23 protein-coding genes are annotated in these 23,762 nt (G+C 72.9%); 14 read left to right on the plus strand and 9 right to left on the minus strand.

What is annotated here, in order from left to right; translation table 11 throughout:
* Positions 1 to 85: 85 nt before the first annotated feature.
* Positions 86 to 2,197, minus strand: a complete 2,112-nt coding sequence (locus EBO15_RS31290; RefSeq protein ID WP_122198079.1) for a S9 family peptidase — start codon at positions 2,195 to 2,197, stop codon at positions 86 to 88.
* Positions 2,198 to 2,386: 189 nt separating this feature from the next.
* Here EBO15_RS31290 and EBO15_RS31295 point away from each other — a divergent pair, with 189 nt between their 5' ends.
* The 4 genes from EBO15_RS31295 (at position 2,387) to EBO15_RS31310 (ending at position 6,272) form a co-directional block, all read left to right on the plus strand.
* A complete protein-coding gene (locus EBO15_RS31295) occupies positions 2,387 to 4,006 on the plus strand; it encodes a serine/threonine-protein kinase (protein ID WP_122198080.1) in 1,620 nt (539 codons plus the stop codon).
* Positions 4,007 to 4,230: 224 nt separating this feature from the next.
* On the plus strand, positions 4,231 to 5,121 hold the full coding sequence (gene mshB / locus EBO15_RS31300) for an N-acetyl-1-D-myo-inositol-2-amino-2-deoxy-alpha-D-glucopyranoside deacetylase (RefSeq protein WP_122198081.1): 891 nt from the start codon (positions 4,231 to 4,233) through the stop codon (positions 5,119 to 5,121).
* Between the two features lie 25 nt (positions 5,122 to 5,146).
* Positions 5,147 to 5,725: a DUF6113 family protein gene (locus tag EBO15_RS31305; protein ID WP_147481745.1), complete on the plus strand. Its 579-nt coding sequence runs from the start codon at positions 5,147 to 5,149 to the stop codon at positions 5,723 to 5,725.
* Between the two features lie 13 nt (positions 5,726 to 5,738).
* Positions 5,739 to 6,272, plus strand: a complete 534-nt coding sequence (locus tag EBO15_RS31310) for a flavin reductase family protein (RefSeq protein WP_267898443.1) — start codon at positions 5,739 to 5,741, stop codon at positions 6,270 to 6,272.
* 107 nt (positions 6,273 to 6,379) lie between these two features.
* Here EBO15_RS31310 and EBO15_RS31315 read toward each other — a convergent pair whose 3' ends face one another.
* Entirely contained in the window at positions 6,380 to 7,996 is a 1,617-nt protein-coding gene (locus EBO15_RS31315) for a DHA2 family efflux MFS transporter permease subunit (RefSeq protein ID WP_122198083.1), read from the minus strand.
* A complete protein-coding gene (locus EBO15_RS31320; protein ID WP_158628408.1) occupies positions 7,993 to 8,640 on the minus strand; it encodes a PadR family transcriptional regulator in 648 nt (215 codons plus the stop codon). Before EBO15_RS31320 ends, EBO15_RS31315 begins: the two co-directional genes overlap by 4 nt.
* A gap of 204 nt (positions 8,641 to 8,844) precedes the next feature.
* Between EBO15_RS31320 and EBO15_RS31325 the strand changes: the two genes are divergently transcribed.
* The gene (locus tag EBO15_RS31325; protein WP_122198085.1) at positions 8,845 to 9,330 is read left to right on the plus strand and encodes a glycosyltransferase; all 486 of its coding nucleotides are present in this window, start codon (positions 8,845 to 8,847) and stop codon (positions 9,328 to 9,330) included.
* Positions 9,297 to 9,878: a glycosyltransferase gene (locus EBO15_RS31330; RefSeq protein WP_158628409.1), complete on the plus strand. Its 582-nt coding sequence runs from the start codon at positions 9,297 to 9,299 to the stop codon at positions 9,876 to 9,878. Before EBO15_RS31325 ends, EBO15_RS31330 begins: the two co-directional genes overlap by 34 nt.
* Before the next feature lie 157 nt (positions 9,879 to 10,035).
* On the opposite strand, the gene rocD is transcribed toward EBO15_RS31330, so the two are convergent.
* Positions 10,036 to 11,229 (minus strand): ornithine--oxo-acid transaminase, encoded by a 1,194-nt coding sequence (gene rocD / locus EBO15_RS31335; protein ID WP_233616551.1) that lies wholly within the window; start codon positions 11,227 to 11,229, stop codon positions 10,036 to 10,038.
* A gap of 184 nt (positions 11,230 to 11,413) precedes the next feature.
* On the opposite strand from rocD, the gene EBO15_RS31340 reads away from it, so the two are divergent.
* The 5 genes from EBO15_RS31340 to EBO15_RS31360 all read left to right on the plus strand — a co-directional run bounded on the left by EBO15_RS31340 (position 11,414) and on the right by EBO15_RS31360 (position 16,710).
* Complete coding sequence (locus tag EBO15_RS31340) at positions 11,414 to 11,902, plus strand: Lrp/AsnC family transcriptional regulator (protein ID WP_122198086.1); 489 nt, start codon at positions 11,414 to 11,416, stop codon at positions 11,900 to 11,902.
* A gap of 211 nt (positions 11,903 to 12,113) precedes the next feature.
* Positions 12,114 to 13,019: a hypothetical protein gene (locus EBO15_RS31345; protein WP_122198087.1), complete on the plus strand. Its 906-nt coding sequence runs from the start codon at positions 12,114 to 12,116 to the stop codon at positions 13,017 to 13,019.
* Between the two features lie 40 nt (positions 13,020 to 13,059).
* Positions 13,060 to 14,010, plus strand: a complete 951-nt coding sequence (locus tag EBO15_RS31350) for a hypothetical protein (RefSeq protein WP_122198088.1) — start codon at positions 13,060 to 13,062, stop codon at positions 14,008 to 14,010.
* Between the two features lie 10 nt (positions 14,011 to 14,020).
* Positions 14,021 to 14,503, plus strand: a complete 483-nt coding sequence (gene rraA, locus EBO15_RS31355; RefSeq protein ID WP_122198089.1) for a ribonuclease E activity regulator RraA — start codon at positions 14,021 to 14,023, stop codon at positions 14,501 to 14,503.
* Positions 14,504 to 14,652: 149 nt separating this feature from the next.
* Positions 14,653 to 16,710 carry a M6 family metalloprotease domain-containing protein gene (locus tag EBO15_RS31360; protein ID WP_122198090.1) on the plus strand — a complete coding sequence of 686 codons (2,058 nt, stop codon included), beginning with the start codon at positions 14,653 to 14,655 and terminating at the stop codon, positions 16,708 to 16,710.
* Here EBO15_RS31360 and EBO15_RS31365 read toward each other — a convergent pair.
* Both EBO15_RS31365 and EBO15_RS31370 read right to left on the minus strand, forming a co-directional pair.
* On the minus strand, positions 16,707 to 17,921 hold the full coding sequence (locus tag EBO15_RS31365) for a Cmx/CmrA family chloramphenicol efflux MFS transporter (RefSeq protein ID WP_122198091.1): 1,215 nt from the start codon (positions 17,919 to 17,921) through the stop codon (positions 16,707 to 16,709). The two genes, EBO15_RS31360 and EBO15_RS31365, sit on opposite strands and share 4 nt — an antisense overlap.
* Before the next feature lie 96 nt (positions 17,922 to 18,017).
* Positions 18,018 to 18,590, minus strand: a complete 573-nt coding sequence (locus EBO15_RS31370) for a TetR/AcrR family transcriptional regulator (RefSeq protein ID WP_122198092.1) — start codon at positions 18,588 to 18,590, stop codon at positions 18,018 to 18,020.
* 55 nt (positions 18,591 to 18,645) lie between these two features.
* Between EBO15_RS31370 and EBO15_RS31375 the strand changes: the two genes are divergently transcribed.
* Positions 18,646 to 18,987: an MmcQ/YjbR family DNA-binding protein gene (locus tag EBO15_RS31375; RefSeq protein ID WP_122198093.1), complete on the plus strand. Its 342-nt coding sequence runs from the start codon at positions 18,646 to 18,648 to the stop codon at positions 18,985 to 18,987.
* A 7-nt stretch (positions 18,988 to 18,994) separates the two neighbouring features.
* On the opposite strand, the gene EBO15_RS31380 is transcribed toward EBO15_RS31375, so the two are convergent.
* Positions 18,995 to 19,909, minus strand: coding sequence for an alpha/beta hydrolase (locus EBO15_RS31380; RefSeq protein ID WP_199744923.1), 915 nt, complete (start codon positions 19,907 to 19,909; stop codon positions 18,995 to 18,997).
* 78 nt (positions 19,910 to 19,987) lie between these two features.
* On the opposite strand from EBO15_RS31380, the gene EBO15_RS31385 reads away from it, so the two are divergent.
* Entirely contained in the window at positions 19,988 to 20,500 is a 513-nt protein-coding gene (locus EBO15_RS31385; protein ID WP_122198095.1) for a PadR family transcriptional regulator, read from the plus strand.
* On the opposite strand, the gene EBO15_RS31390 is transcribed toward EBO15_RS31385, so the two are convergent.
* Complete coding sequence (locus EBO15_RS31390; RefSeq protein WP_147481747.1) at positions 20,497 to 21,474, minus strand: hypothetical protein; 978 nt, start codon at positions 21,472 to 21,474, stop codon at positions 20,497 to 20,499. The two genes, EBO15_RS31385 and EBO15_RS31390, sit on opposite strands and share 4 nt — an antisense overlap.
* 21 nt (positions 21,475 to 21,495) lie before the next feature.
* Positions 21,496 to 22,983 carry an FAD-dependent oxidoreductase gene (locus EBO15_RS31395; protein WP_122198097.1) on the minus strand — a complete coding sequence of 496 codons (1,488 nt, stop codon included), beginning with the start codon at positions 22,981 to 22,983 and terminating at the stop codon, positions 21,496 to 21,498.
* A gap of 68 nt (positions 22,984 to 23,051) precedes the next feature.
* On the opposite strand from EBO15_RS31395, the gene EBO15_RS31400 reads away from it, so the two are divergent.
* Positions 23,052 to 23,750, plus strand: coding sequence for a TetR/AcrR family transcriptional regulator C-terminal domain-containing protein (locus tag EBO15_RS31400; protein WP_199744924.1), 699 nt, complete (start codon positions 23,052 to 23,054; stop codon positions 23,748 to 23,750).
* Positions 23,751 to 23,762 lie beyond the last annotated feature (12 nt).

Below are 23,762 nucleotides of genomic sequence, written 5' to 3' on the forward strand. Positions count from 1 at the left end.
GGGCGGGTGGGCGGGGGGGGGGGGTGGCGGGGGCCGCGCGGGGGGCCGGGGGCCGTCAAGGCCCCGGGCGCACGGCTCGCGGGTCTTAGGCGAGGGACTTCTTGAGCCAGTCGACCTGGAGGTGGAGGAGGTTCTCGGCGACGATCTCCTGCGGGGTCATGTGGGTGACGCCCGACAGGGGGAGGACGGTGTGGGGGCGTCCCGCGGCGAGGAGGGCCGAGGAGAGGCGCAGGGTGTGCGCGGCCACCACGTTGTCGTCCGCCAGGCCGTGGATGAGGAGCAGGGGACGGGTGAGCTTGTCGGCCAGCTCGATGAGGGAGTTGGCGGCGTAGGTCTCCGGCTCCTCCTCGGGGAGGCCGAGGTAGCGCTCGGTGTAGTGGGTGTCGTAAAGCGTCCAGTCGGTGACCGGGGCGCCCGCGACGGCGGCGTGGAAGACGTCCGGGCGGGCCAAGACGCCGAGGGCGGCGAGCCAGCCGCCGAAGGACCAGCCGCGGACGGCGACCCGGTCGAGGTCGATCGCGGCCGGGTGGCGGCGGGCGGCCTCCTCCAGGGCGGCGATCTGGTCCTCCAGGACGGGCGTGACGAAGTCGCCGCGGACGGCGCGCTCCCAGGCGACGCCGCGTCCCGGGGTGCCCCGGCCGTCGGCGACGATCACCGCGAAGCCCTGGTCGGCGAGCCACTGCGACTCGCAGTAGGCGCGCTGGACGGCCATGACGCGCTGGGCGTGCGGGCCGCCGTAGGGGTCCATCAGGACGGGCAGGCGGCCCTGGTCCGGCGTCCAGCCGGTGGGCAGCAGGACGGCCGTGCGGACCTCGCGGGGCCCGGCGTGCAGCAGCTCGACGCGCGGCGTGATGACCGGGGTCTCGGCGCGGGACTCGACGGGGAACGTGCCGTGCGGGCCGCGCACCTCGGTGACGGTGCCGAGGACGTCCAGCCGCGACCCGGTGATCACGGTGAGGTCGCCCGAGGCGACCGCCGAGTACACGCCCTGACCGGACGTGAGTTGCGTCACGGCACCATCGGCGTACCGGTGGACGTGGACCTCGGTCGGCTCGGTGGACGCCGTGAACAGCACCGAGCCGCCCTCGACGCCGAGGACGGCGCGGACCTGGAGGCCGGGCGGGGTCACGGCCTCGCCGCCGACGGTCAGGCGGCGGGTGCCGGTCAGGTCGGGGGACGCGACGCCGGGCGCGGTGGCCTGGTGGTCCTCGACCGTCCAGACCAGGTCGCCGGCGCCGGTGCGGGCCGGGACGCCGGGGACGATCTCGGTCCAGACCGGGTCGTGGCCGGTGTGCAGCAGGGTGGTCTCGCCGTTCAGCGGGTCGACCGTGAGGACGCGCTGGGCGCGCTGGTCGCGGGTCTGGACGACGATGATCGGGCCGCGCGCGTCCCAGCCGGCGGTGGTCAGGTACGGGTACTGGCCGCGGTCCCAGGAGACCGAGACGCGGCCGCCGTCGTCCTTCAGCAGGACGAGCGAGACGATCGCGTTGGGCGTCCCGGCGGAGGGGTAGGCGATCTCGGTGGCGGGGCTCTCGGGGTTGGCCGGGTCGGCGATCGTCCAGCGCTGGACGGGGGTCTCGTCCACCCGCGCGGCGAGCACGGTCGAGCCGTCCGGGGACCACCAGTGGCCGCGCATGCGCTGCATCTCCTCGGCGGCGATGAACTCCGCCAGGCCGTAGGAGATCTGGTCGCTCTCGGGGGTGACCAGGGAGCGGTCGTCCGAGCCGTCGGTGCCGATCACGCGGACGGTGCGGCCCGAGATGTAGGCGACCCGGCGTCCGGCCGGGTCGAGGCGCGGGTCGAACACCGGGGTCTCGGCGGGGAGCTCCCGGGTCTCGCCGGACGCCAGGTCGGTGAGGAACAGCTGCCCGCCGAGCGAGAACACCGCCTGCCGGACGGCCGCGTCGGTCGCGAAGCCGACGATGCCGCCCGCGCCCTCACGGGCCCGCTCGCGGCGGGCGCGCTCCTCGGCGGGGAGGTTCTGCTCACCCGCGACGGCGAGGGAGGCCGGGTCTGCGACGAGCGTCTCAGCGCCGGTGGCCGGGTCCAGCGTCCAGAGGCAGGTCACAGGGTCGTTGCCCGCCTTGGTGCGCAGGAAAGCCACCCGGGACCCGTCGGGCGCGATCTGGAAGGCGCGCGGGACGCCGAGGGTGAACCGGCGGGTGCGGGCGGTCTGCCGCGGATAGCTGATGCTCATGGTGCGAGTCTGCCAGCCGTCTCGGACCGATCCGCGCGGGAGCCCGGCGCCACGCTGCTTTGGGGCGTTTCAATGGGTATGGTCCCGCAAGGTGAACGCGCGGTGGGCGCGTGCGTGCTCGCGTAAGCTCGTAGCCCGCCCGCCCAGCCCCGCAGCGTCGCCAGTGCCGCCCGCTTAAGGAGTTGTTCCATGTCGGACTTGCAGCCGGGAGACCCCCGGCGGCTTGGGTCCTACGACCTGACCGAACGTCTTGGAGAGGGCGGTCAGGGCGTCGTCTACCTGGGCGTGGACCCGACCGGGTCGAAGGCGGCGATCAAGCTCCTCCGCGCCGACCTCGCCGCCGACGACATGGCGCGCCACCGGTTCGTCCGCGAGTCGCAGGCGGCCATGCAGGTCGCCCGGTTCTGCACCGCGCAGGTGCTGGAGGCCGACGTCGCGGGCGACCAGCCGTGGATCGCCAGCGAGTACGTGCCCGGCCCGTCGCTGTACAAGCAGATCACCGAGCAGGGGCCGATCACCGGCGCGGGGCTGGAGCGCCTCGCGATCGGCACCGCGACCGCGCTGGTGGCGATCCACCAGGCGGGCATCGTGCACCGCGACTTCAAGCCGCACAACGTGATCATGGCCCCGGACGGGCCGCGCGTGATCGACTTCGGCATCGCGCGGGCCCTGGACGCGGGCCAGACCAACGCCACCAAGGCGATCGGCACCCCGTCCTACATGGCCCCCGAGCAGGTCGCTGGGCAGCGCCTCACCGAGGCCGTGGACGTCTGGGCCTGGGGCTCGACGATGGTGTACGCCGCGACGGGCCGTCCGCCGTTCGGCGACGACACCGTGGTCGCGGTGATCAACCGGGTGATGAACGAGCCGCCCTCGCTGGACGGCCTGCCGCCCGAGATGTACGACCTGATCGCCGCCTGCCTGGTCAAGGACCCGGCGCGGCGGCCGACAGCGCAGCAGCTGATGATGGCGCTGATCGGCAGCGGCGGCCCCGGCGGCACCGGCGGGGGCCCCGGCGTCGTGCCGGGCGCGACCGCGCTGGACGACCCGGCGCAGGCGACCGCGCTGCTGGCCGGGGGAGCGGCCGCCGCGGCGGGCGGCGCGGCCTCGACCCGGATGGCCCCGGCCGGCTCCTACGACCAGGGCTACGGCCAGCAGGCTTACGGCCAGGGCGGCGCCACCCAGGGCATGGGCGGCGGCGGGGCGACCCTGCCGCCGGTCGCCGGCTACGAGGACGCCTACCGCGGCGGTGGCGGCGGACGCCCGTCCCGGCGCGACTGGGAGCCGGAGCGGAAGTCCCGGGGGCCGGTGATCGCGGCGGTCGTCGCGATCGCGGTGCTGGCGATCGTGATCGGCGTCGCCGTGGCCAGCTCGGGCGGCGGCAAGAAGGGCGGCGACACGCCGGCCAGCGACCAGACGACCTCGCAGTCCGAGAACCCGACCGACACCGAGTCGCCGTCGAACACCGACTCCAACTCCCCGGAGCCGACGCACACCCGGACGCACCGTCCGACGCGCACGACGCAGCCGACCACCCCGCCGGACACTTCGACCGGGCCGCCGACCCACACGCCCGGCGGTGGCAACGGCAATGGCGGCGGTAACGGCAACGGCAACGGCGGCGGTGGCCACACGACGCCGCCTCCGGGTGGCGGAGGAGGCGGAACCGGTGGCGGCACGGGCGGCGGCACCGGCGGCGGTACCGGTGGCGGCACGGGCGGCGGCACCGGCGGTGGGACCGGCGGCGGCGGCACGGGCGGTGGCGGCACGGACGGCGCCGCGGGCGGCCTCACCACCGGCACCAACTGACCGGCACCAACTGACCGGCACCAACCGAACAGCACCAACCGAACAGCACTGACCAGCACCGACCGGCCCGCGCCACCCGATCCACGGCGCGGGGCCACCGGCGGGCTCCGCACGACCACGCTCCGGACGTGACGACGGTCACGTCCGGAGCGTGACGTTTTCCGCACCCGCCCGGGACGGGTGACAGCCGAGACCGGTCCCGCGCGTTAGTAGGCTCACTGGTCATGAAGGAGCCGCGCATCCTGTTCGTGCACGCCCACCCCGATGACGAGTCCATCGGGACCGGGGCGACCATGGCCAAGTACGCGGCCGAGGGCGCCCACGTCACGCTCGTCACCTGCACGCTGGGCGAGGAGGGCGAGGTCATCCCGGACGACCTGCGCCACCTGGCCGCCGACAAGGAGGACCGGCTCGGCGCGTTCCGGATCGGCGAGCTCGACGCGGCCTGCGCGGCGCTCGGCGTCGCCGACCACCGGTTCCTCGGCGGCCCGGGACGCTGGCGCGACTCGGGCATGATGGGCGCCCCCACCAACGACGATCCGCGATGTTTCTGGCGCGCGGACCTGGACGAGGCCGCCGGGGCGCTCGCCGAGATCGTCCGGGAGGTCCGGCCGCAGGTGGTCGTCAGCTACGACGACCGCGGCAACTACGGGCATCCCGACCACATCCAGGCGCACCGCGTCACCCGCCGGGCGTTCGAGCTGGCCGCCGACCCGTCCTTCACGGGCGGGGGACGGGAGCCGTGGCGGGGCGCGAAGCTGTACGCGTACGCGACGCCCCGCACCGTCCTCGTCCGGGCGATCGCGGTGATGCGGGAGGCGCGGCTGCCGTTCCCGCGCGTCGCGACGGTGGACGAGCTGGGCTCCGGCGTCCCGGACGACCTGATCACCACGGTCGTGGACGCCCGCCCGTACCTGCCCGCCAAGCTCGACGCGCTGCGCGCGCACCGCACCCAGATCACCGTCGCGCCCCCCGAGACCGGGCCGTTCTTCGCGCTGTCGAACAACCTCGGCCAGCAGGCGTTCGGCACCGAGTACTACGTCCTGCTGGACGGCGAGCGCGGCCCGGCCGCCGCGGGCGGGCGCGAGACCGACCTGTTCGCCGGTCTCTCCTGACCGCCACCCTGGCTAGGCTGTCGCCGTGAACGAGGACCACGCCGAGGATCACGCCGAAGGTCACACCGGGGACCACTCCAAGGACGAGCCAAGGGCGGACCGGCCCGCTGACACCACACCCGCCTCCGCACCGTCCGCCTCCGCACCGTCCGCCTCCGCGCCGACCGCCTCTGCGCCGGCTGCCGAGTCCGGTCTGTCGGCCGTGGTCTCCGGGGCGGCGTACATGGTGCTGGCGCTGCTCGGGTTCGCCTACGGGCTGTTCGGCGCGTTCCACCAGAACTGGACGGTCGGCTCGTGGCCGCTGCCCGCGGTCGGCCTGTGCGTGGTGCTGTTCGCGCTCGTCTTCGGCGCCGGGTTCGGCATGGGGACGAAACTGGGCGCCGTGGCCCCGGCGACGACCTGGATGGTCGTGACGTTCGTCATGTCGACCAAGCAGTCCGAGGGCGACCTGGTCATCCCCGGGACGACCCCCGGCTACGTCTACCTCATCGGCGGGATGGTCGCCGCGCTGATCGCGATCGCGGTCGTCCCGACCCGCCGCGCCTCGGGAGAGTGGCTCACCGGACAGTGGCTGACCGGAGGCGGTGGCGATACCCGCGGGTAGTGTGAGGGGCGTTGTGAGCATCGAGCCCCCCTGCCCCGAAGCCCATGCCCTCGGCACCGCGCCCGACCCCCGGCTGTTCCGCCAGGTCGTCGGGCGGTTCGCCACCGGCGTGGCGGTCGTGACCACCGTCGCCGACGGTGTCGATCACGCGATGACGGTGAACGCCTTCACCTCCGTGTCCCTCGACCCGCTGCTGGTCATGTTCTGCGCCGACCGGACGGCCCGGTTCCACGACACCGTCCTCACGGCCGGGACGTGGGCGGTCTCGGTGCTGCCGGACGGCCTGCGCGCCGCGTCGGAGCACCTGGCCACCCGCGGCCGTCCGATCGCCGGGCAGCTGGACGGCTACCGCGTGCACCGCGGCGCCGTGACCGGCGCGCCCGTCCTGTCCGAGGCGCTCGCGTCCGTGGAGTGCCGCACCCACGCCGTCCACGAGGGCGGCGATCACAGCATCGTGGTCGGCGAGGTCCTGTCCCTCGACCTGCCGAACCCCGAGGCCGAGCCCCTGATCTTCCACGACGGCCGCTACCGGCGCATCGCCCGCTGACCGAAGCGAGGTGGCCCGACCCGGCGACGCCGACGTGGAGAAGCCCGGCGCGACTGGACGTCGTGCCGGGCTTCTCCGTGTTTCAGCTGGTCAGCGCCCCCGTGCGGTCAGTGCGCGGCGGGGGCCGCCTCCGGCTGAGGGGTGTCGGACGGCGTGGCCGCGCGGTAGCGCTTGACACCCAGGCAGGCGAGGGCGCCGACCACGACGACGGCCACCGGCAGGATCATCGTGGGCCGCATCGCGTGGACGAAGCCGTGCTCGAACACCTGGCCCGAGAGGGCCTGGATCTGGTGCGCGACGTCGGCCGGGGTGCCGGCCGGCAGCTTCTGGCCGCCGCTGTGCTGGGACGCGCCGACCTCCATGCCGCCCTTCGACGCCTTCGAGAAGCCCGCGACGAACTTGTCGTGGTACGGCTGGGGCAGGCCCTGCGCCCGCGTGACGGCCTCGCGCTTGAGGGACGACGCGAGCTGGTTCTGCAGGATCGCGCCGACCGCCGCCGAGCCGAGCACCGAGCCGATCTGCCGGATCGTGTTGCTCACGCCGGACGCGGCCCCGGCCAGGCGCGGCGGGACGTTGCGGGTGGCCTCGGTCGCCATCGGCGCGAACACGCCGCCGACGCCGATGCCGCTGACGATGAGCGGCCCGAGGAAGGCCGTCCAGTCGGTGGCGGTGCCCGCGACGAGGACCATCCAGAGCATGCCGGCGCTGTAGAGCAGCAGGCCGACCATGAGGATGAGCCGGCCGCCGATCTTGTCGGTGAGCTTGCCCGCGATCGGCGCGAGGAACATCGACACGACCGAGGAGGGGGCCATGACCAGGCCCGCCTTCAGCGCGCTGAACCCGAGCACCGACTGGAGGTAGATGTTCATCGGCAGGAACATGCCGACCATGCCGACCGAGACGGCCGCGCCGACGAAGGCGAGGATCGTGAAGTTGCGGTCGCGGAACAGCCCGAACGGCACCAGCGGCTCGCGCTCCTGCCGGGCCTTCTGCTGGACGAGGAACACCACGAACAGCGCGGCCGCGGCGCCGATCAGCGCCCAGATCCAGGCGTTCCACTCGTACTTCTGGCCCTCGGTGAGGGCGAAGACCAGGCAGAACAGCGCGACCGTGACGAGCGCGACGCCGGTGACGTCGAACTTGTGCCGCACGCCCGGGGTGTGGCCGGGCAGGATCGGCACCGCCAGGGCGAGCACGAGGATCCCGATCGGCAGGTTGACGAAGAAGATCCAGCGCCAGTCGAAGCTGGTCACCAGCATGCCGCCGATGGTGGGCCCGGCGATCGTGGAGACGCCCGCCACCGCGCCCCACACGCCGAGCGCCGCGCCGCGCTTCTCCGGCGGGAACGTCGCGATGATGATGGACATGGTCTGCGGCATCAGCAGCGCGGCGCCGAGTCCCTGGACCGCGCGGGCGGCGATCAGCTGGGTCGGGTCCTGCGCGATGCCGCACGCGAGGCTGGCCAGGGTGAACAGCACGACCCCGGCGATGAACAGGTTCTTCTTGCCCCAGAGGTCGCCGAGCCGGCCCGCGGTGATGAGCAGGACGGCCAGGACCAGGATGTAGGCGTTGGTGATCCACAGCACCTCGTCGAGCGAGGCGTGCAGTTTGTCGATCATGCTCGGGATCGCGACGTTCACGATCGTCAGGTCGAGCAGCGTCATGAAGAACCCGAGGGAGAGCGTCAGCAGCACCGCCCAGGGGTTTCCGCGCCACTTGCTCATGCGTTCTCCTCTGCGTGCGCCCCGTGGCCGGGCGCGTCTTCGTAGGGGTGCCGTTGGGGGCAGGCCGACTCGGAGTCCCCGTCGTCCTCGAAGGTGAGACGGCCCGCGTCGAGGTCGTCCACCAGGGACTGGGTGAAGTCGAGTTCGGCCCGTTGCCGCGCGATGCTCAGCTCGAGGTCCAGCAGTTTGAACCGGGCCAGGCCGCGCTTGCGCAGCGACTCGTAGGACGCCTGGTGTCCGGCGATCAACGCCTCCAGCGTCACCCCGCGGTTGCGCAGGTGCCGGGCGACCTCGTCCACGGGCAGCAGGTTGACGAACGCGAGCGCCGCGCCGAACAGCGGGAACTCCTCGCCGGGAGCGGCGAGGAGCTCGGCCAGCCGGTCGCAGGCCGCGTCCCGGCCGGAGGGCGTCACCGCGTACACGGTCCGTTCGGGCCGCCGGCCCTCGCGGTTGGTCTCCACGGGCTCGATCAGGCCGGACGAGGCCAGCCGGTCGACCGTGTGGTACAGCGACCCGTGCGTCACCTTGACCGCGTGGTCGTAGGCGTGCCAGCGGATGCGCTGCTGCATCTCGTACGGATGCATCGGGCCGTCGCACAGCATGCGCAGCACGGTCAGCGCCAGGGGGGTCAGGTTTCTGGACATCAGCCGTCTTTGGTTGACTTGGATTAGTCCACTTAGACTAATCCGATGAGACCGATCTGTCAGTCCGGTTTCGGTGTCCCCGGGGCGTGACGGTCGTCTCACCTCGCGGGCCGGGCAGGCGGTCGCCAACGGTCGTCCAAGACAGGCCATCGGCGCGCGCGCCGTCCGCCCTGGCCGGCGGCGCGTCTATAGCGTCCGGGGACTATGCGGGTCGGGGTTTCGGGGAAGGCGCTGGAGCGCCATGTCGGCGGCACCACCACGTATGCCCGCGCGCTGTACGAACGGCTGCGTCCCCTGGGCGTCCACCCGGGGATGCTCGCGCCGCGGGGCGTGGGCGGGCCGGTGCGCCCGGTCGCGTACGCGCTGGCGGACGGCCTGCTGTGGCCCAAACGCAAGAAGTTCGACCTGCTGCACTACCCCGACGACACGGGCGCCCTCGTGCGCGCGCGGGTGCCGATGGTCGCGACCATCCACGCCCTGCCTCCGCGCCCTCCGGTAGGGATCCGCCACTCCGTACGGGAACGGCTCTGGTACCGGCGCGTGGCGGGCACGGCCGCCGTCGCCGACGCGATCGTGACGGTGTCGGAGTTCTCCGCACGGGAGATCAGGGAGCGATTCAACGTCCCCGCCCAGCGGCTCCACGTGATCCCCACGGCGTGGACGGCGGACGCTTCCACACCAGCTCCATAGGCGACGGCGAGGTGCTGGGCGCGCTGCGGCTGCCGGAACGGTTCGTCCTGTTCCTGGGGGCCCTCGCGCATCGCCGGAACGTCCCGATGCTCGCCGAGGCGACCGCGCGGCTCCGGGTGCCGCTCGTGCTCGCGGGCCTGCCGTGCCCGGGGGACGAGCGGGTCCTGCGCGCGATCGAGCGGTATCCGCACGTCCGGGCGCTGGGCGCGGTGCCGGGCGGGCTGGTCGCGCCGCTGATGCGCGCCGCGTCCGTGCTGGCGCTGCCGTCCGAGCACGAGGGCTTCGGCATGCCGGTCGTGGAGGCGATGGCCTGCGGGACGCCGGTCGTGGTGTCCGACCGGGGCGCGCTGCCCGAGGTCGCCGGGGGAGCGGCGCGGGTGCTGCCGGACCTGTCCGCGGGCGGCCTCACCCGCGCGCTCGCCGAGGTGCTGGACGACGCGTCCTGCGCCGCCGGGCTGCGCGCGCTCGGCCTCGCCCGCGCCGCGTCCTTCACCTGGGAGGGCGCCGCCCGCCGGCACCTCGACGTCTTCCGCGCCGTGGCGGATTAGCCACCGCCCTGGGCGCCGTCCCCCGGACGCCGTCCCCCGGACGCCGTCCCCCGGACGCCGTGCCCGGGAACGCTGTGCCTCGGAACGTCAAGAGGCCCCCGCCGGACGTCGTTGGCCGGCGGGGGCCTCGAGCTCGTGGAGCGGGCCCGGTGTCGGGTCAGCCCTTCAGCGCGATCTCGAACTGGTCGATCGCCCAGTCGAGGTCCTCACGGGAGATCATCAGCGGCGGGGCGAGCCGGATCGTGGTCTCGTGCGTCTCCTTGGCGAGGACGCCGAGCTCCTTCAGCCGCTCGCTCACCGGACGCGCCGGGCCGTTCAGCTCGATCCCGGCCCACAGGCCGCGGCCCCGGACCTCGCGGACCCGGTCGGACGGCAGCTTGGCGAGCCGCGCGTGCAGGTGCGCGCCCAGCTCGCGCGAGCGCTCCTGGAACTCCCCGGTCTTCAACATGGCGATCACCTCCCGGCCGATCGCGCAGGCCAGCGGGTTGCCGCCGAAGGTGGAGCCGTGCTGGCCGGGCTTGAACACACCCAGCACGTCGCGGTTCGCGACGACCGCCGACACCGGCATGATGCCGCCGCCGAGGGCCTTGCCGAGGATGTACACGTCCGGGACGACGTTCTCCTGCTCGACCGCGAAGGTCGTGCCGGCCCGGCCGAGGCCCGACTGGATCTCGTCCGCCAGCATCAGCGCGTTGAACTCGGTGCACAGGTCGCGGACGGCGGTCAGGAACCCGCTCGGCGGGACGACCACGCCGGCCTCGCCCTGGATCGGCTCGACCAGGACGCCGACCGTGTTGGGGGTCATGGCGTCCCGCAGCGCGTCCGCGTCGCCGTACGGGACGACCTTGAAGCCGGGCGTGTACGGACCGTAGGAGGCCTTGGCGTCCTCGTCGGTGGAGAAACTGACGATCGTCGTCGTCCGGCCGTGGAAGTTGCCCTCGAAGGTGATGATCTCGGCCTGGCCGGCCGGGACGCCCTTCACCTCGTAGCCCCACTTGCGCGCGGTCTTCAGCGCGGTCTCGACCGCCTCGGCGCCGCTGTTCATCGGCAGGACCATGTCCTTGCCGCACAGTTCGGCGAGCTCGCTCACGTACGCGCCGAACTGGTCGTGGTCGAACGCGCGGCTGACCAGGGTGACCCGGTCCAGCTGGCGCTTGGCCGCCGCGGTCAGCCGCGGGTTGCGGTGGCCGAAGTTGACCGCGGAGTACGCGGAGAGCATGTCGAGGTAGCGGTTCCCGTCGACGTCGGTGACCCAGGCCCCGTCGGCCTCGGTGATGACGATCGGGAGAGGGTGGTAGTTGTGCGCGCTGTGCTCCTCGGACATGGCCCGCAGCTGCTCGGTTCGGGTCACGAACGCTCCTTCACCCGTGTCGGCCCGGCGTCGTCGCCGGGATCGTGTCGCCACACCGGCGGCGGCCGGTGCCGGATGGGGGGTCGGACCTCGCGCCAATCGTTGTGCGCGGGCCCTCCGACCAGCGTATGTTCGGGATCTACCAGCACACAGTGCCGAATGAGGTCTCGGGGGGAGATATTTGTTGCGTCTTGACGACTTGGACCGTCGAATCGTTGCGCAGCTCCTGGAGAACGGCCGCGCGTCCTACGCGCAGATCGGCGACCGGATCGGGCTTTCGGCCCCCGCGGTGAAGCGCCGCGTCGACCGGCTCCGCGCGGAACGCGTCATCACGGGCTTCGCCGCCGTGGTCGATCCGGCCGCCCTCGGCTGGACGACCGAGGCGTTCATAGAGGTCTTCTGCACCGGCGCGACGTCCCCCGAGGAGATCTACGACAGCGTCCACAAGCACCCCGAGGTCGTCGCCGCCTACACCGTCAGCGGGGACGCCAGCGCCCTGGTGCACGTCCGGTCCCGGGACATCCAGCATCTCGAGCAGGCCCTGGAGCGGCTGCGGCGCGAGCCCAACATCACCGCGACCAAGACCGCGATCGTCCTGTCCCGGCTGATCGGCCGCCCCACCGACACCGGAGCCACCACCCCGGCCGGCGCGTCCGAGATCGGCCGCCTCTGACGCCGCCGCCCCGGCACGGGCACATCGTCCGCTGCCCCGGCACGGCCGCATCGTCCGCTGCCCCGGCACGGCCGCATCGTCCGCTGCCCCGGCTCGGGCGCATCGTCCGCCGTCGCGCGGGGTGGCCGGAAGGGGACGGATGTGGCGTCCGAAATGGGGGGAGGCGTAGTTTCGTCCCGCTCCACCCCCTGGACGAAGGACGAGGCGCCGCATGACCCGGCCCACTCCCCGCTCGGTGCGCAGGAAGCTGGCGAGGCTCGGTGATCGTGAGAAGGCCAAGCTGGCCAAGCACGGGTTCGGGCCCTTCTACGCGCTGGAGTACATGGCGTCCGAGGGGGACGGCGCGCGCCTGATCGACAGCGTTCTCGCGCTGTACACGGAGACGGGGCGCCGTCTGCGGCGTCCGGACGACGCGGCCAACGCCGCCAGGGCCAAGCAGCGCGCGCGCACGTTCAGGGACGAGCTGCTCGCGGGGAGGCTGCCCGCCACGCCACGGATGGGGTTGTACGGGGTTCTCGCGTCCTGGGCGGTGATCTGGAGCATCGTCGTCGTGGTCGTCCCGGGCGGGATGTACGTGATGACGCTGACGTCCGAATGGTTGGGCGTGGTCGTCCCGATCGGCGGGTTCGCCCTCATCCTGATCATCTGCGGGTACATCTCCATGCACGGTCACGTCCAGGCGTGGGCGGCCGTCCTGCCGCTGCTCCTCGTGCTGGTCGGCGTCGTCGCCGCCACCTGGCCGCTGCACCTCATGTACAAGGGCGAGGACATGCGGGGCGAACTCGTCCGGGTGTGGACGACCGACAAGGGCGGCAAGACCGAGCAGCGCCACTGCCGAGTAGCCTTCGACGACGCGGGGACGCGGCGCGAGATCGAGGTCGGCGGCTGCTCGGGCCACGTCGCCAAGCTGTACCGTGCCCGGACCGGCGAGGGCGTTCCCGTCCGGTTCATCCTGTCGTCGGGCGGGGTGGGCAGCCGTCTCGGCACCCGGGACGGCCTGTCGGTCACCTGGCAGGCGTACACGGCCGGGACCGGTCTCGTCCTTCTCGCGGGGCTGACCACGTGGGGCGTGACGGAAGCCGTCCGGCACCGCCGTCGCCCTTCCCGGCCGGTCTGAGGCCACCACCCGGCGAAGATCCCTGAACGAAGGACGTTCCATGCTCACCCCCGGCTTCGACCCCACTCCGCGCTCGGTGCGCAGGAGGCTGAAGGCGCTCGACAAGCGTGACCGGGCCAAGCTGGTCGAGTACGGGTTCGGGCCGCTGCCCGCCCTGGAGCACATCGCGGCGGAGGACGAGGGCGCGGTCCTGGTCGACAGCGTCCTCGCGCTGCACACGCGGATGGGCGGACGCCCGCCGCGTCCGGAGGACGAGGCCAACGCCGCCGAGGCCCGGCGGCGCGCGCGCAGGTTCGGGAACGACGTGGCCAAGGGGAGGGTGGCGCTCTTCGAGCGTCCGCGCATGGGGTTGCCCATGGTGCTCGTGACCTGGGCGGTTCTGTGGGGGATCGCCGTCGTGTTCGTCCCGGGCGGGATGTTCGTGACGACCCTGACGGCGGAGTGGGTCACGGTGCTCGTCGTGATGGGGGTGTTCTTCCTCACCGTGTTCACCTGCGCGGTCTTCGCGGGCCGCGGCCACTTCCAGGCGTGGCTCGCCATCCTTCCGATCCTCCTGGTGCTGTTCGGCGTCGTGAGCGCGACCTCGCCGCTCTACCTCAAGGAGAAGGGACGGGACGTCCAGGGCGAGTTCGTCCGGGCGTGGACGACCGCCAAGGGCAAGAGGAGCGAGCAGCGGCACTGTCTCGTCGCCTTCGACGACGCGGGGACGCGCCGCGCGGTCAAGGTCGACGGCTGCCCGGACCGCTTCTTCACGATGGAGTTCCCCGCCCGGGGCGAGCATGTGCCCGTCGCGTTCGTCCTGTCGCCGGGCCCGGTGGCGAGCCATGTCGGCAGGAAGGCGGACCTGTCGGTCACCTGGCAGGCGTCCGTGGCCGGGACGGGCCTCGCCCTACTCGCGGCCCTGACCGCGTGGGGTGTCACCGGGGCCGTCCGGGCGCGCCGCCGGGACGCCGCGCAGGTCGGATCCGGCCACGGGATTACCGATCAGTAAGCTGCCCCGCATGGACTTCGCGACGGCTGATCTCATTGACGACTTCGAGGACGAGTTGCGCTCCTGCGAGACCCAGTTCCGGGGGTTCGGGGGGCGCGCGGCGTTCGCGGGGCAGGTGGCGACGGTTCGCTGCTTCCGGGACAACGGGCTGGTCAAGAAGGTGCTGAACACCCCGGGCGAGGGGCGCGTGCTGGTCGTGGACGGCGCGGGGTCGCTGGCGTCCGCGCTGATGGGCGACATGATCGCGGGGGCGGCGGTGGAGAACGGCTGGTCCGGTGTCGTGATCAACGGGGCCGTCCGGGACGTGGTGCGGCTGCGGGAGCTCGACCTCGGGGTCAAGGCGCTCGGGTCCAACCCGCGCAAGTCCGCCAAGGACGGCGTGGGCTCGCTCGACGTCCCGGTCGAGTTCGGCGGCGTCCGGATCGCGTCCGGTGACTGGCTCTACAGCGACGAGGACGGCATCGTCGTCGCGACCCGCGACCTCCTCTCCTGATCCTCGTGGAGGTATACGGGGCGGAGGTGTGCGGGAGGTAAACGGGCGGGGCTTGCCAGGGATGGGACGGCCGGTTCGTCCGAAACGGACATTGATCTTGGACGCGTCCCTTTCTAGCGTCGCAGACGACCCCGGAGACATGAGGAAGCATGCGCGCGAAGAAGATCCTCCTGGCGCCCGCCGCGCTGGCGCTGGCCGCCCTCGGGCTGTCGGCCGTGCCGGCCGCCGCCCAGGCGCCGTCCGTCCCGAAGCCGACCCCGAACCCGTGGCAGATGCGGCACTGGCCGCGGACGCAGCCCTGGCAGCAGGAGGCGGGGGTGCGTGCGGCGAAGGCCGGTGCGCCGACGCCGATCGACCCGCAGAACTACCAGATGCCCGACACGATGACCTGGAACGACTACACGTCCGTTCCCGGCACGAACTGGGCCGATCCCGCCCGCAAGGGGTCGGTGAAGACGTTCAAGGGCGCCGTCGTCCTCGTCGACTACCCCGACGAGGACTTCGCCATCACCAAGCCGAAGAACTCGACGATCTTCGGTAACCCGACCTCCGTCGGGGACGTCCCGAGGGACCAGGTCGCGAAGTTCTACCAGGACTTCCTGAACAAGCCGCAGGACCTCAACCACGGCCACACCCTCCACGAGTACTGGATGGAGGACTCGGGCGGACGCTATGGCGTCGACCTGACCGGCTTCGGCGCGTACCGGCTCCAGCACAAGAGCTACGAGTACGGCGTGGACGGTATGCAGGGCGGCACCGGCTGCCCGTCGGGCGACACGTGCGAGCGCGACCTGCGCGCGGACGCGACGGCCGCGTGGGTCGCCGACGTCGGCGAGGAGAAGGCCAAGCAGTACGACATGGTCTTCTTCCTCTCCGCCGGGCAGGACGAGTCGTCCACCTGGCAGGAGTTCGGCCAGATGAAGTTCCAGAACAAGGAGGACGTGCCCCGCGAGTGGGGTTCGCCCGACCCGAACCTGCCGAACTGGGTGCAGACCCGGTACGTCCCGTGGACGTCGTGGAAGGCCGGGGCGACGCTGTGGCCGAACGCGATCCCGGGCAACTCCATCCAGGCGGAGAGCTCCGGGATGGCCGTGTTCGCGCACGAGTTCAGCCACATCCTCGGCATCGGCGACAACTACAACAACCCGTACTCGATCCCGGCGCGCCGGGACTACTCGGGGCCGTGGGAGATGCTGAGCCGGGGCAGCTTCAACGGTCCGGGCGGCCCGCACAGCCGGTGGCTGATCCCGGCGACGGCGGGCGCGTCCATGGGCGCGCAGCACATGCTCCGCAACAAGATGAAGCTGAACATGGTGGACCCGAAGAACGTCCTCCAGGTGGACCGGGACACCCTCGCGTCCGGCGGGCTCGTCGTCGCGAACGTGACCGCGCGCGAGGCGCAGCCGGGCGCGAAGGGCCTGACCGGCGTGAACGTGAAGCTGGGCGCCGCCGGGGACAAGAGCCCCAAGTGCGACACGTCGAAGGATCCGATGTGCGACGGCGGCGGCTACAACAACTACACGGTCGAGGTCGTCGACCGGATGGGCTTCGACTCGTTCACCCCGGACTCGGGCGTCCTGCTGTCCAAGACCAAGGACAAGGACAACGCGCCGTTCATCTGGGTGAAGGACGCGCACCCCGAGGACATCAACAAGGTCGACTTCGTCCTGCCGGACGGCACGCCGCAGAAGATGACGATCGGTGACTACCGGCAGCTGTCGGACGCCCTGTTCCACGCGGGCAACGACTCCGGCAGCCAGTACGAGTACGTCGACCAGGCCAACCGGCTGCACTTCTACGTGCTGAACCTCAAGCGCGACAAGAAGGGCGTCCTGTCGTACACGGTCGCGATCCGCTCGCTGGACGGCGCGGGCCCGCAGGCGCGCGGCGTCCGCCTCACGCCGGGCAGCGGGAGCGCGGCGGCCGGCGGGTGGCGCAAGTGCACGGCCGTGCTGCACAACACCGGGACGGGCGGGGCCGGGTACACGGCGTCCGACGTGTTCCGGCTGTCCGCCACGGCGTCCGGCAAGGGCTGGACGACCTGGCTGCCGAACTCGCTCGCGGCGGCGTCCAACGGCCGGACGGCGAAGGTCGAGGTCTGGGCCAAGCCGGGCGCGGGCGCGGACAGGAACGCGCGGGTGTCGTTCACCGCGACGTCCGAGTCCGACCCGTCCCGGACCGGCACCTCCACCTGCCACGTCTCCTAGTCGGTGACGAGCGCCGCCGGTTCCAGGGCCGTCCCTGGGGCCGGCGGCGTCGCCGTGTCCGGGCGGCGGTGGTCGAGGGCGGACGCCCAGGCGACCGTCCCGAGCGCCGCGACGGCCATCGCGACGCCCACCCACGGGACGGACGCGTACCCGAACCCGGCGCTGACGACCAGCCCGCCGAGCCAGGGCGCGATGGTGTTCCCGACGTTGAACGCCGAGGTCACCGACGCCCCGGCCAGCGTCCGGGTCGCTCCGGCGGTGGCCTGCACGCGGACGTTCACGGCCGGGTTCGTCGCCATCCCCGCGACGCCCATGAGGAACACCAGGACGACCACGGCGACCGGATGCGACGCGGTCAGCGCGATCGCCGCCGAGGTGACGGCGACCCCGCCCAGTCCGGTGTAGAGCGTCGCGAAGGGGTGGGCGTCGGCGACGCGTCCGCCGATCGTGATGCCGATCAGCGACCCCACGCCGAACAGCGCGAGCACCGGGGGCACCCAGCGTTCGCCCAGCCCGCCGGGGCCGGTCAGCAGCGGTCCGAGGTAGCCGAACGTCGCCATCATCGAGCTGAACGAGAGCGCCGTCGTCCCGTACGCGACCCACAGCGCGGGGCGCCTCATCGACCGCAGCTCGTCCCGCACCCGTGGCACGGACGTCACGGCGGCCCGCGTGCTCCTCAGCGTGAAGGCGACTCCGGCGAACGCCGGGACGGCCAGGGCCGCGACCGCCCAGAAGGCCGCCCGCCAGCCGAGGTGCTGCCCGATGAACGTCCCCGCCGGGACGCCGAAGACGGTCGCGACGGTGATCCCGCCGATGACGATCGCGAGCGCCTGCGCCCGCCTCCCGGCCGGGACGAGCTCGATCGCCGCGACCGTCGCGACGCCGAAGAACCCGGCGCACGCGACCGCCCCGACCAGCCGCGACGCGAACAGCACCCCGTATCCGGGCGTCAGCGCCCCGACGACGTGCGCCGCCGCGAAGACGACCAGGAACAGGAGCAGAGCGCGCCGCCGGGGCCAGCGCAGGGTCGCCATCGCCAGGACGGGCGCGCCGACGACCATCCCGACCGCGTACGCCGAGATGAGCAGCCCGGCCGTCGGGACCGTGACGTGCAGGTCCCGCGCCATCGGCTCGAGCAGTCCCGCCAGCAGGAACTCCGACGTCCCGATGACGAAGATCGCGAAACCGAGCACCCAGATGGCCAGCGGCATCGTCGTCCACCCCAATTCTGTATTCCAGATTCCAAAACCAGCGCGGCGTGCGCCCCGGGTGGGGCGCGCGCGTGTTTCTAGAGAGCGGTCAGATTTCTAGAGAGCGGTCAGAGCGGTGGCCGCGATGCCTTCCAGCTCGGCGCGCCCGGCGCCGTAGCGGGACGCGATCCGCAGGCCGCTGACCTGGGCGAGGATGAAGTGGGCCAGCGCGTCCGGGGTGCGGTCCCCGGCGAGCTCGCCCTCGCGGACGGCCCGTCCGCACGCCGCCCGGACGGCCTCGAAGCGCCGCCGGTAGTCGCGCTCCAGCATCCGGGCGATCTCCGGGTCGCGCGGCACGAGCTCGACGCTGGTGTTCACGACCAGGCAGCCGAGCTCGTCCTCGCACTCGTCGACGATCACCCAGCCGAGCAGTGTGGTGACCTTCTCGCGCAGCGGGGCGTCGCCCTCCATCAGCTCGGTGACGCGGCCGGTCGCGTTCGCGATGAAGTGCGCCAGCGCCCGGACGAACAGGTCGTGCTTGCTGACGAACGCGTTGTAGATGCTGCTGCGCCGCAGCCCGGTCGCCTCGCACAGGTCGTCGGTCGACGTGCCGTCGTAGCCCCGGCGGCGGAACGCGTCCGCCGCCGCCTCGACCGCGCGGGTCTCGTCGAACGTCCTCGGTCGTGCCATGCGGGCGACGCTACCATGTTTTGGAACCAAGATTCCATAACGCCATACTGGGCGGATGGTGACGGTTGATGACGTCCGGCGCGTGGCCCTGCCCCTCCCGCGGACCACGGAACACCTGATCAGGGACCGCGTGAAGTTCCGCGTGGGCGCGATCGTCTACGTGGCGTTCTCCCGGGACGAGACCATCATCGGCTTCGCGTTCCCGAAGGAGGAGCGGGAAGGGCTCATCGCGTCCGACCCGTCCACGTTCGTGATGCCGAACGAGGCGAACCAGCGCTTCAACTGGGTCGAGGCCCGGACGGCCGCCCTCGGTGAGGACGAGATGCGCGAACTCGTCATCGACGCGTGGCGCATGGTCGTCCCCAAGCGCGTCGCCAAGGAGCACCTCGGCCTCTGACCGCCACCTAGCGGAGTGCGTCGCGCAGCGCGGTGAGCCAGTGCGCCGTGGTCTCGCGCGCGAGAACCGAGTCGGGGGCGTACGCCTCGAACAGGTGCCACGCGCCTGGGACGTTCTTCACCGTGACGGGCACATCGGCCTCCATGAGCCGCCGCGCGTAGTCCAGGCCCTCGTCCCGTAGCGGGTCGGCTCCGCAGGTGAGGATGTACGCGGGCGCCACCCCGGACAGCTCGTGCGCGCGCGCCGGGGCCGCATAGGGCGACACGTTGCTGCCGCGTGCCTTCCCCAGGTAGACGTTCCACATGCTCGCGACGAGGCGGGTGTTGGTGAAGCGCGGGTCGGTGATCGCGCGCATCGAGGCCGTGTCGCCCCGGTCGTCCAGGCAGGGGATCAGGAGCGTCTGGAACGCGACGCGCGGGCCGCCGCGATCGCGCGCGGCGAGGCACAGCGCGGCGCTCAGGCATCCGCCCGCCGAGGCCCCCGCGACCGCGACGCGCGCGGGGTCGACGTCCAGGTCGTCCGCGTGCTCGGCCAGCCAGCACAGCACCGCGTAGCAGTCGTCGAACCCGGCCGGGAACGGGTGCTCCGGCGCGAGCCGGTAGTGGACGTTGACGACCACCGCGCCCGTCGCGACGCATACGTCCCGGGCCATGGGGCTCGGCCCGTCCAGTTCCCCGAAGCTGAACCCGCCGCCGTGGACGTACAGCACCGCGGGCAGCCTCCCGGTCGCTCCCGCCGGACGGATGACCTGCACGTCGACGCCCGCCGCGATCCGGTGCTCGACCGTCACTCGGGCATCCGGCCCCATGCGCGGCGCCATGAGCCGCCTGAAGGACGCGCGGGCCGCGTCGACGTCCTTGGACGCGTCGACCCGATCGGGCAGTCCGGCCAGGACGCCGGTCAGTTCCGGGTGGATGAACATCGACAACCCTCTCATTGATACGGTCTCGGCGGCATGAAAGTATGCTCTCCGTGAGACCGTGTCAAGGAGAGGGAGTCGGTGGCCGAGAACAGTCCGCAGGACCACGTCGTGCTGGGCCTCATCGAGCGCCACGGCTCGATGACGCCGTACGAGCTCAAGGCCAAGGTCGAGGAGAGCGTCGACTACTTCTGGCCCATCCCGCACGCGCAGCTCTACCGGATCCCGGCCCGCCTGGCCGAGCAGGGCCTGCTGCGCGAGGAGCAGGAGGAGACCGGACGCCGCCGCCGCGTGTTCCACCTGACCGAGCAGGGACGCGCCGTCCTCCAGGCGTGGCTGGCCGACCCCGAGGCGGGCCCGGCCGAGACGCGCGACCCGTCCCAGGTCAAGCTGTTCTTCGCCGACCTCTCAGCCCCGGAGCACCTGACGGCCCTGGCCCGGGCCCAGCTCGCCGAGCACGAGAAGTGGCTCGCGCGGTACCGCGACCTGCGAGCCTCGGCGGCCCCGGACGACCTCGCCCGCCGGCGCCTCCTCGACCTCGGCATCACCCACGAGACGTCCTACGTCGAGTACTGGAGGTCCCTGCTGGACTAAGGGCGTTCGGCCTCTTCCCAGTCCGGGCCGTTCAGGCCGGGGAAGCAGGTCATGGACTCGACGCGCACCGGCCTGAACGGTGACAGGCGAGGCGCGAGCGGGGCGGGATGGGGGAGCGCCGACCAGTCGAGGGAGACCGTCCCGTCCGGGGCCCTGCGGAGCGCGCGGTACAGGTCGACGACCGTCTCGGGCGCTCCGGGGCGGTGGACGGCCAGGTGGAGGCTGTGGTCCGGCGACGGGTCGAACGCGGCGGACCGCGGGTCCCACCGGTCGTCGTCGCCGTCCTCGAACGAGCCCTCCCAGTGGTACTCGCGCGTGATCTCGTCGGCCGCCGGCCTGATCCGGGCGTGGTCGCCGAACAGCCAGACCCAGTCGCTCCACTCGCTGTTGGAGACGCGGGCGTTGACCTTCAGGAGGAAGAAGCCCTCCGCATGGCGGCAGACGTCCCCGTCCCCGTCCCCGTCCCCGGGGACGGGCGGTGCCTCGGCGCCGAGCGCCCGGAGGCGGAGCCCGGCGTCGACGTCGCCGGGGTCCGTCCGAAGTGAGCGGCGGTAGGCGCCGACCGCCGCGGCGGTGTCGCCGAGCGTCTCCAGGGTGAGCCCGAGCGTGAGCGCCGAGAGGTTGTCGCCGGGGTCGGCGGCGAGCGCGCGCCGGGCCGCGCGTGCGGCGTCCTCCGCCAGCAGGCGGCCCGGCGCGTCGTCCTCGTCCAGGACGTCCAGCGGCCTGCCGTCGTCCTGCGCCTCGCCCCAGGCCATGGGCATGAGGACCTCGCCCTGCACGTGGGCCTGGAGCCGGGTGAAGGCGAGAACCGCGAGCCCGGTCGTGACGGCCGGGTCGCCCGGGCGGCCGGCCGCCTCGTACGACCGGCGGGTCTCGGTGAACGCGTCGCCCAGCTCGTCGGTGTCGCACTCGTCGCCGACCACGGCGCGCCAGCAGTAGCGGAGCATGGCGCACGCGCGTTCGAGTTCATCCACCTTGGGATGGTCGCAGACGAATCAGGACGACAGGAGGTGGCGCATCGTCTTGTCGAGGTCGGTGGACGGGTCCGACGTACGGAGGGCGACGAAACCGTCTGGGCGGACGAGGAGCAGGCCGTCCTCAGGAATCCAGTCGGCGTCGACGCGGTGGGCCGGGAGCCCGGCGGCCTCGGCGGACTCCAGCCAGGACGGGCTGCCGGTGAAGACCGTGAAGCGGGACGCGACGAGGTCGAGCGTCGAGACGCCGTCCGCGACCCACAGGTGCGGGACGCGGGAGCCGGGCGAGCCGTCCAGGACCAGGTCCTCGGTGGACGGCAGCTCGGTTCGCGCGTCGATGATCGCGGACGAGTCGTACCGGTGGCCCAGGTGGACGATCGGGGCGTGGAGGGCTCCGGCGGCGGCGCGCGCGGCGGCCGCCTCGGGGCCCGTACCCCAGTGCAGGCGGGGGTCGGCCAGGCGGAGAAGGGCCTGCTCCAGCACGAGCGCGGCGACGGGACGGCGTTCCGCCTCGTAGGTGTCGAGCAGGCCGGGCCCGGCGGCGCCGTCCAGGACGGCCGCGAGCTTCCACGCGAGGTTGTGCCCGTCGGCGACGCCGGTGTTCATGCCGAACGCGCCGACGGGCGGGACGGTGTGGGCCGCGTCCCCGGCGAGGAGGACCCGTCCTTCGCGGAAGCGGTCGGCGAGCTGTCCGCGCACCCGCCAGCGCGCCGCGCCGACGATGTCGACGTCGAGGCCCGGGTCGCCGACCGCGGCCCGCACCAGGTCGCGGCAGCGGGCGTCGGTCAGGCCGTCCTCGTGCGGGACGTGCAGGACCCATCTCCGCGTGCCGTCGATCGTCACCAGCATCCCGGTATCGGTGCCGCAGGTGACGAAGGAGCGGCCGCGCGTGTGCGGGGTGAGGTCGGCCGTGAACAGGATGTTCGTCAGCGCGCCGCCGAGCGCGCCGGGCCCGGACACGCCGATCCCGAGCGCGTCCCGGACGCCGCTGCGCGCGCCGTCCGCCGCGACGAGGTGGTCGGCCCGGACGGTCCGCTCGCCGTCGTTCAGGACGGCGGTCACGCCCGTCTCGTCCTGGGTGAACGAGGTCAGGACGGTCGAGTAGGCGACGGTGACGCCGCGCTCGCGGGCGGCCGCGAGCAGGACGCGGTCGAGGCGGTCCTGGGGGCAGGGGCCGCGGAGGGCGGCGGGGGAGAAGTCGCCGGAACGCCCCGTCATCCGGACGGGCCGGGGCGGGGCCGCGGCGGCCAGGGCGTCCAGGTCGGCGGTGGCGAGCGTCGGCGCGGCGATCTTGCCGAGGCCGGTGGTCATGGGGATCGCGGCGGCGTCCACGGCGTCCTCGAGGCCGAGCTCGCGGAAGAGCTCGGCCGTGCGCGGGCCGACGCCGGTGGCGCGCGGATGGACGTCCGGGCCCTCGCGGCGCTCGACGACCAGGACGTCCGCCCCGTGGTGGGCGAGGAACAGCGCGGTCGACAGCCCGACGGTCCCGGCTCCGGCGACGAGGATCATGACGGCTCCTTATGGATACAGCGTTTCCGTAGTGGCTACACCGTAACCACAACGGTACGATGGCCGCAATGGACGGACTGGTGTGGACGAAGGAACGGCGCGAGCCGCGCCGCCGGGCGCCGAGCGTGGAGCGGTTCGTGACGCGGGCCGTCGCGATCGCGGACGCCGAGGGCGTCGACGCGGTGACGATGCGCCGGGTGGCCAAGGACCTCGGATCCGGGACGGCGTCCCTCTACCGGTACATCGCCGGGCGGGACGAGCTGCTCGACCTCATGATCGACGCCGTCCAGGGCGAGAACGCGCCGCCCGAGCCGTCCGGCGACTGGCGCGCCGACCTGGGTGTCTACGCCGGCGCGCTGCGGGCCGTCCTGCTGCGGCACCCGTGGCTCGGCGCGGCGCTGACGGGGCGCCCGGCGCTCGGCCCGCACTCGCTGCGCCGGTACGACACCGTCCTCGCGGCGGCCGGGACGCTGACGCCCGACGCCACGCTCGCCGCGCTCGCCGTGGACACGGTGACCGCCTACGTCCTCGGCTCGGTCGGCGGCGAGATCGCCGAACTCCAGGCGTCCCGGCGCACCGGCATGACCGAGGACGAGTGGCGCGCGAGCGTGAGCCCGTACATCCGCGAGGTGGTCGACGGCGGCGAGTACCCGCACTTCAGCCGGCGGATCATCGAGGCGGACGACCAGCCGCCCGGCCGCGCCTTCGAGTTCGGGCTGACCTGCGTCCTGGACGGCCTAGCGGCCCGCATCCCGCGCGGAACGTGAATATTTCTTGCG

It is taken from the genome of Actinomadura harenae, assembly GCF_003696215.1.
GTDB lineage: Bacteria > Actinomycetota > Actinomycetes > Streptosporangiales > Streptosporangiaceae > Spirillospora > Spirillospora harenae.

Excerpts from the sequence above, each read along its gene's own strand:
- EBO15_RS31350 (WP_122198088.1), top strand. The coding sequence starts at position 13,060 with ATGCTCACCCCCGGCTTCGACCCCACTCCGCGCTCGGTGCGCAGGAGG.
- EBO15_RS31325 (WP_122198085.1), top strand. The coding sequence starts at position 8,845 with ATGCGGGTCGGGGTTTCGGGGAAGGCGCTGGAGCGCCATGTCGGCGGC.
- EBO15_RS31375 (WP_122198093.1), top strand. The coding sequence starts at position 18,646 with ATGGTGACGGTTGATGACGTCCGGCGCGTGGCCCTGCCCCTCCCGCGG.
- EBO15_RS31360 (WP_122198090.1), top strand. The coding sequence starts at position 14,653 with ATGCGCGCGAAGAAGATCCTCCTGGCGCCCGCCGCGCTGGCGCTGGCC.
- EBO15_RS31380 (WP_199744923.1), bottom strand. The coding sequence starts at position 19,909 with ATGTTCATCCACCCGGAACTGACCGGCGTCCTGGCCGGACTGCCCGAT.
- EBO15_RS31345 (WP_122198087.1), top strand. The coding sequence starts at position 12,114 with ATGACCCGGCCCACTCCCCGCTCGGTGCGCAGGAAGCTGGCGAGGCTC.
- EBO15_RS31395 (WP_122198097.1), bottom strand. The coding sequence starts at position 22,983 with ATGATCCTCGTCGCCGGAGCCGGGACCGTCGGGCTGTCGACCGCGCTG.
- EBO15_RS31315 (WP_122198083.1), bottom strand. The coding sequence starts at position 7,996 with ATGAGCAAGTGGCGCGGAAACCCCTGGGCGGTGCTGCTGACGCTCTCC.
- EBO15_RS31290 (WP_122198079.1), bottom strand. The coding sequence starts at position 2,197 with ATGAGCATCAGCTATCCGCGGCAGACCGCCCGCACCCGCCGGTTCACC.
- mshB (WP_122198081.1), top strand. The coding sequence starts at position 4,231 with ATGAAGGAGCCGCGCATCCTGTTCGTGCACGCCCACCCCGATGACGAG.
- EBO15_RS31320 (WP_158628408.1), bottom strand. The coding sequence starts at position 8,640 with ATGTCCAGAAACCTGACCCCCCTGGCGCTGACCGTGCTGCGCATGCTG.
- EBO15_RS31295 (WP_122198080.1), top strand. The coding sequence starts at position 2,387 with ATGTCGGACTTGCAGCCGGGAGACCCCCGGCGGCTTGGGTCCTACGAC.
- EBO15_RS31400 (WP_199744924.1), top strand. The coding sequence starts at position 23,052 with ATGGACGGACTGGTGTGGACGAAGGAACGGCGCGAGCCGCGCCGCCGG.
- EBO15_RS31370 (WP_122198092.1), bottom strand. The coding sequence starts at position 18,590 with ATGGCACGACCGAGGACGTTCGACGAGACCCGCGCGGTCGAGGCGGCG.
- rraA (WP_122198089.1), top strand. The coding sequence starts at position 14,021 with ATGGACTTCGCGACGGCTGATCTCATTGACGACTTCGAGGACGAGTTG.
- EBO15_RS31365 (WP_122198091.1), bottom strand. The coding sequence starts at position 17,921 with ATGCCGCTGGCCATCTGGGTGCTCGGTTTCGCGATCTTCGTCATCGGG.